At 74.7% G+C, this 5838-nt stretch carries 7 protein-coding genes; 4 read left to right on the top strand and 3 right to left on the bottom strand.

Going from position 1 to position 5838, the window contains the following annotated elements:
* A partial coding sequence (locus tag VR45_RS49700; protein WP_234326617.1) for an LPXTG cell wall anchor domain-containing protein occupies positions 1–403 on the top strand: 403 nt, incomplete at its 5' end.
* A 94-nt stretch (positions 404–497) separates the two neighbouring features.
* On the opposite strand, the gene VR45_RS39120 is transcribed toward VR45_RS49700, so the two are convergent.
* On the bottom strand, positions 498–1211 hold the full coding sequence (locus VR45_RS39120) for a nucleotidyltransferase domain-containing protein (RefSeq protein ID WP_045944727.1): 714 nt from the start codon (positions 1209–1211) through the stop codon (positions 498–500).
* Between the two features lie 103 nt (positions 1212–1314).
* On the opposite strand from VR45_RS39120, the gene VR45_RS39115 reads away from it, so the two are divergent.
* The 3 genes from VR45_RS39115 (at position 1315) to VR45_RS39105 (ending at position 4182) form a co-directional block, all read left to right on the top strand.
* Positions 1315–2532: a crosslink repair DNA glycosylase YcaQ family protein gene (locus VR45_RS39115; RefSeq protein ID WP_045944726.1), complete on the top strand. Its 1218-nt coding sequence runs from the start codon at positions 1315–1317 to the stop codon at positions 2530–2532.
* Between the two features lie 43 nt (positions 2533–2575).
* Complete coding sequence (locus tag VR45_RS39110) at positions 2576–3364, top strand: SDR family oxidoreductase (RefSeq protein WP_045944725.1); 789 nt, start codon at positions 2576–2578, stop codon at positions 3362–3364.
* Between the two features lie 89 nt (positions 3365–3453).
* Positions 3454–4182 carry a tyrosine-protein phosphatase gene (locus VR45_RS39105; RefSeq protein ID WP_045944724.1) on the top strand — a complete coding sequence of 243 codons (729 nt, stop codon included), beginning with the start codon at positions 3454–3456 and terminating at the stop codon, positions 4180–4182.
* A gap of 55 nt (positions 4183–4237) precedes the next feature.
* Here the strand turns inward: VR45_RS39105 and VR45_RS39100 are convergent, their stop codons facing one another.
* A complete protein-coding gene (locus VR45_RS39100; RefSeq protein ID WP_045944723.1) occupies positions 4238–4702 on the bottom strand; it encodes an RICIN domain-containing protein in 465 nt (154 codons plus the stop codon).
* Positions 4699–5838 (bottom strand): low temperature requirement protein A (locus VR45_RS39095; protein WP_045944722.1); only part of this gene is annotated, 1140 nt, incomplete at its 5' end. The genes VR45_RS39095 and VR45_RS39100, both read right to left, overlap by 4 nt.

Raw genomic sequence — 5838 nt, 5'->3', positions numbered from 1 at the left:
GTCCGTCACCGTCTCCGGCGGACAGCGTTACCTCGACCTCGACATGGGCATCGTCCTCCAGACCTCGTCCCCGTCGCCGTCGCCGAGCCCGACGTCCTCGCCGTCGCCCACCTCGTCGCCCAGCCCGACGTCTTCGCCCTCGCCGACCGCCTCGCCGTCGCCGACCGCGTCCCCGACGTCCTCGTCCCCGTCCGCCACGACCACGACCACCGCGTCCACGGTCCCCAGCCCGACCCACGAGCCGACCCACAAGCCGACCCACCACAAGCCGACCGGCGAGCCGCTGCCGGACACCGGTAGCTCCGCCGCCGACGGCCTGATCGCGGCACTCGGAGGGCTCGCCGTCCTCGGCGGTCTGCTCCTGTGCCTGGTCGCCTACCGCCGCCCGGGACGGCACAGCTGATCCACCGGTGAACAACTGAAGAGCAGTACCAGCGCCAGTGGCGTCGCCCCCCCCGGGCGGCGCCACTGGTGCGTCCGCCCGGGCCGCCGCGGTGCTATTCGGTGGAGTCCGGGGCGGGTGTCCAGTGGGTGGCGCGGACGCGGTGCAGCCAGGCTTCGGCGGGGCGCTCGTCGGGCTGGTCCGGGAGGACGCCGGGGAGGTCCAGGCGGTCGGTGGCGGCGGCGAGCAGGCGTTCGGCGTGGGCGGGGTCGTCGGCGATCCGCTCGCCGAGGTCGCGGACGCGCTCCGGATCGGGCAGCCGGACCTGGTTGTGGCCGGCCTCGTGCAGGTGGACGGCCTGTTCGAGCAGCCGGACCAGGTGCCGGGCGTGCTTGGCGGCCCTGGCCCGGGTGGCCGGGTCGGAGGTGTCGCGGGTCAGCAGCTTGCGGAACTGCTGGGTGGCGTAACCGAGATAGGCGTTGCGGACACCCCGGGCGCTCAGGAAGGAGCGACGGATCGCTATCAGCTCCTCGCCGAGCGGGCCGCGCACCTCGTAGAGCTCGTCGGGCAGCCAGACCAGCTCCGTGGCGGTGGGATTGCAGCTGAGCGCGAGGCGGCACCACTTGGCGGCCTCGTGCAGAGTGCGGTCCGGCTTGGTGGAGACGTGCGACTCCGCGGGGCGGTGCAGGCCGTGGAAGCCCTCGGTCGGGGCGGCGAACAGGCCGAGCCGGTCGATGTCGGAGCCGGCGTGCGCCAGTCCGTACGCGGTCGAGCCGACGATGCCGGACAGCAGGACGGTGCCGGGCGGGGAGCTGGGCCGGGTGGTCATCGGGCTCCTCTCGTCGGCCGGTCCGCAGGAGTCTGCCGGGTCGGGCCGCGCCGGGCCAGCGAATTCCGGGGCCGAGGGGGCCCGCGGGCCGATACTGGGCCGCATGGCGAGGGCGAACGGCGGTCCGGCGGCGGGGACGGGGATCGGCACGGCGAAGCTGCGGGCCTGGTGGTCGCACCGGCAGTGGCTGGACGGCGCGCACCCGGAGGCGTCGGCCGGCGAGGTGCTGGCGGCCACCGGGTGGGCCAGGTCGGTGGGCGGGGCGGCGCCCTATCTGGGCCTGTTCGCCCGGGCCGGGCTGGGCCGGGCGGCCGTGGACGCGGCGGTGGCCCGGCTGGAGGTGCACGAGCTGCCCGCCGCGCGCGGCTGCACCTACATCGTCCCGGCCGAGGACTTCGCGCTCGCCCTGGCGGCTGGCGCGGCGGTGCCCGAGGGCGAGGTGGCGGCGGCCGCGAAGCATCTGGGGGTGACCGCGGGCGAGGTCGAGCGGCTCTGCCTGGCGGTGGACCGCGCGCTCGCCGAAGCGCCGGGGCCGCTGGACCCGGCGGCGATCCGGGTGGCGGTCGGCGAGGCCGTCCGGTCGCTGGGCGAGCCGGGGCGCAAGCGCGGGCTGTCCACCACCCTGCCGCTGGCCCTCGGGCTGATGCAGTCGCGCGGGCAGCTGCGCCGGGTACCGGCCAACGGCCGCCTGGACCAGCAGCGGTACGGCTACGCGCGGTGGGACCAGCCGGTCGGCGGCGGTACGGCGGACCTGGCCCGGCGCTACCTGGCCTGGGCCGGACCGGCCTCGCTGAAGCACTTCCGGTGGTTCTCCGGTTTCGGCGCCGCCACCGCCCGGCAGGCGTTCGCGGAAGCGGGCGCGGTGCCGGCTGTGCCCGGTTCGGAGCTGCTGATGCTGCCCGAACTCGTGGACGCCTTCGCCGACTTCACGGTGCCGGCCGAGCCGCACTACACGCTGCTGGCCGGGATCGACGGCATCCATCTGCTGCACCGCGAGCTGGCCCGGCTGGTCGACCCGGCCGACGCGGCCCGTCCGCTGCCGGCCGGCCGGGCCGGGCGGAGCTTCGGCACCGAGGCCGACCCGCAGACGCACATCGTGCTGGACCGGGGGCGGATCGTCGGCTTCTGGGAGTACGACACCGAGCGCGCCGAGATCGTCCACCTGTCCTTCGTGCCGTCGAACGCCGAGCTGCGGTCGGCGGTGGCCCGGACGGAGGAGTTCGTCCGGGCGGAGCTGGGGGACGCGCGCGGCTTCAGCCTCGACTCGCCGAAGAGCCGGGTGCCGAAGATTGCGGCGTTGCGGGCGAGTTCGGGCGAATAGGTGTTCCGTCCCGCGCACCGGGGGTCGGCATAGAGTACGAACCATGTCGACTTCGAACGAGTTCGCCCAGCCGCACCGGTCCGACCCGTCCGGCGTGCTGCTGATCACCGGCGCCGGTCGCGGCATCGGCGCCGCGACCGCCCTGCTGGCCGGGCGGCGGGGCTACCGGGTCTGCGTCAACTACCGCTCGGACGAGGCCGCCGCGGCCTCGGTGGTGGACGCCGTCCGGGCCGAGGGCGGGGTCGCGCTCGCCGTCCGCGCCGATGTCACCCGCAGTGCCGAGGTGGCCCGGCTGTTCGCCACCGTCGACGCCGAACTCGGGCCGCTCACCGGGCTGGTGAACAACGCCGGGACGCTGGAGCAGCAGGGCCGGCTGGAGGACATCGACGAGGAGCGGCTCAACCGGATCTGGGCCGCCAACATCACCGGCCCGTTCCTGTGCGCCGCGCAGGCCGTCCGTCGGATGTCCACCCGGCACGGCGGGCAGGGCGGTGCGATCGTCAACGTCTCCTCCGCCGCCTCCCGGCTGGGCGCGCCCAACGAGTACGTGGACTACGCGGCGGCGAAGGGGGCCGTCGACTCGATGACCCGGGGGCTGGCCCTGGAGGTCGCCGACGAGGGCATCCGGGTCAACGCCGTCCGCCCCGGCCTGATCCACACCGGCATCCACGCGCTGGGCGGGGAGCCCGGGCGGGTCGACCGGGTCGCGCCGAACCTGCCGATGAAGCGCGGCGGGCAGCCGGAGGAGGTCGCGGAGGCGATCCTCTTCCTGCTGTCGCCGGCCTCGTCGTACACCACGGGCGCCTTCCTGGACATCGCCGGCGGGCGCTGACCCGGGCGGGCGGTGGCACGGGCGGTCGTGGGTCCGGCGGAATGGGGGATTCCTTCCCCTGGCGCGGTCCGCGACCTTACGGTGGGGCCATGACCGACGACCTGCCGGACCGTGAAGCCGACCTGCCGTCCTCCTTCATCGACATCCCCGGAGTGCGCAACTTCCGCGACGCCGGGGGCGTCGGTGCGCTCCGCCGGGGCGTGCTGTTCCGCTCCGGCTCCTTCCACACCCTCGCCCCGGAGGGCGCCCAGCGGCTGAAGGCGCTGGGCCTGCGCACCGTGATCGACCTGCGCAGCCCGGTCGAGCTGGAGGTCTGGCCGGACCTGCGGCACGGCCTCGACCACGAGGCGCTCAGCCTTCCCACCCTGCCCGCCGACCGGGAGGACACCGACCGGCCGTGGCCGGCGGGTCAGGAGGAGCTGTACCCGTTCATGGCCTCCACGGCCGGCCCGTCACTGGTCGCCGCGATCCGCCGGCTCGGCACCCCGGGCGCTCTGCCGGCCGTCGTCCACTGCGCCGTCGGCAAGGACCGTACCGGTCTCACCATCGCGATCGTCCAGACCCTGCTGGGCGCCTCCGAGGACGACATCACCGCCGACTACATGCTCTCCAACACCGGCCTGGGCCTGCTGGACGGCCCGGCCCCGTACATCGACGAGTCCGGTGCCGAGCGGGTCTCCCGCCCGATCTCGGAGGATCTGCTCGCCTCCTCCTTCGCCTGGATCCGGGACCACCACGGCTCCGTCCCCGCCTACCTGCTCGCCCACGGCAGCACCGACGAGGACCTCGCCGCCCTCCGGGCCAACCTCTCCGCGTAGGGAGTGTCCTTCGGCCCCGGACGGCACGCGGCGACGCGGCCGACCGGGGCCCGGCCTACTGGCGTTCCAGGTGCCACCACTGGGTCGGGGAGTCGGTGTCCTCCCACTGGTGGACGGGGGCGGGCGGGCCGGCCGGGTCGGACGGGGCCGTCGGGGCGGTGAGGGCCTTGCCACTGATGAAGCTGGTGAGGGTGCAGGTGCCGGGGGCGTCGAGGTGGTGCTCGACCAGCCACTCCTGCGCGCCGAAGGCGTTGGCGGACCACTGCTGGACGGGCACGCCGTTGTCGGTCGCGGCCCCGGTGACGTCCAGCCGCTTGCCGCCGGCGACGTTCTCGAGGTGGAACAGCGCGCCGCCCGGATGGACGGCGGTCAGCCGCCACAGCTGGGCGTCCGAGCCGTCCTCGGGGGCGAGCAGGACTTTGACGCCGCTGCGGCGGCTGCCCCCGGGAACCTCCAGCAGCAGGCCGGTCGCGACGTTCCGGATCCGGTAGCGGCCGTCGGTGATCTTGTGCTCGGTCACCCGTGGAGTGTCCCACCGGGCACCGACAGTCCGGCCCGCCGCGCCGAGGTCCGCTGCTCCCAGCCGAAGGCCGCGGCCAGGGCCAGCACCACCGCGGCGACCTCCGCCAGGGCCGAGACCGTGGTGCCGAGCAGCGTGCCGGCCGCGACCGCGGCGGCGGCCAGCAGCCGCGGCAGGTTGGGCCCGAGGGCGAAGGTGCGGCGGACAGCGGTGTTGACGACCAGGAAGACCGCCACTCCGCCGGCCAGGGCGGCCGCCTGGGCGGCGGTGATCGGCGCCCCCGGGTGCGCGACCGCCGACTTCACCCCGGCGGCGAACAGCAGCACCCCGAGCAGCAGCCCGTAGTGGCCCAGGTTGTAGACACTGACGGCGAGCCGGTTGCGCCGGTCAGAGGGCAGCGCGGCCATGTGGTGCTCGGCGCGGGCGTCGTCGTCGTGCCCGAAGTACGCCCACCAGAGCCCCACGCAGACGGCCAGGCTCAGCAGGGCGACGCCGACCAGGGGGGCGCTCAGCTCGGCGGTGCCCGCGCCGACGCCGATCGCGATCACCGACTCGCCGAACGCGATGATCACCACCAGACCGTGCCGCTCGACGAAGTGGTCCGCGCGCAGCTGGAAGCTGGGCAGGTCGACCAGCCGCGGTATCGCGAACTGCAGGGCGAAGGCGGCCGCCCAGAAGCTCAGCTGGACCGAACCGGTGAAGTAGCCGCCGGCCACCACCAGCCCGGTGTTGAGCAGGTTGAGCCCGCCCATCCGGAGCACCGGACCCAGCGCCACCCCCGACATCGCGAACATGCCCGTGTGCACGGCCACCACCAGCAGGTACGCCCAGCCGAAGGCGACGCCGCTGCCCTCGAAGGCGTGCGGCACGGAGAGCGAGATCACCAGGAAGCCGGCCATCGCGAGCATCAGCAGGCAGCGCCGGCCGTGGGTGCTCGGCGGCATGGCGTTGGTCAGCCAGATGAAGGCGTCGTACATCCACCAGATCACCGCCAGCATCACCAGCACCTGGGTGAAGCCGCCCGGGGTGAGGTGGTGGGCCAGACTGCCGGTCAGCTGGGTGACGGTGAAGACGAAGACGAGATCGAGGAAGAGCTCCAGCGGCGCCGCCCGGAGCGAGGGCTCGGCGGTGGCGTC

Origin of the sequence: Streptomyces sp. NRRL S-495, from assembly GCF_000966955.1 — a bacterium.
Lineage (GTDB): Bacteria > Actinomycetota > Actinomycetes > Streptomycetales > Streptomycetaceae > Kitasatospora > Kitasatospora purpeofusca.
The sequence above is the reverse complement of the archived record's forward strand: the minus strand, read 5'-3'. Positions and strand labels throughout refer to the sequence as shown.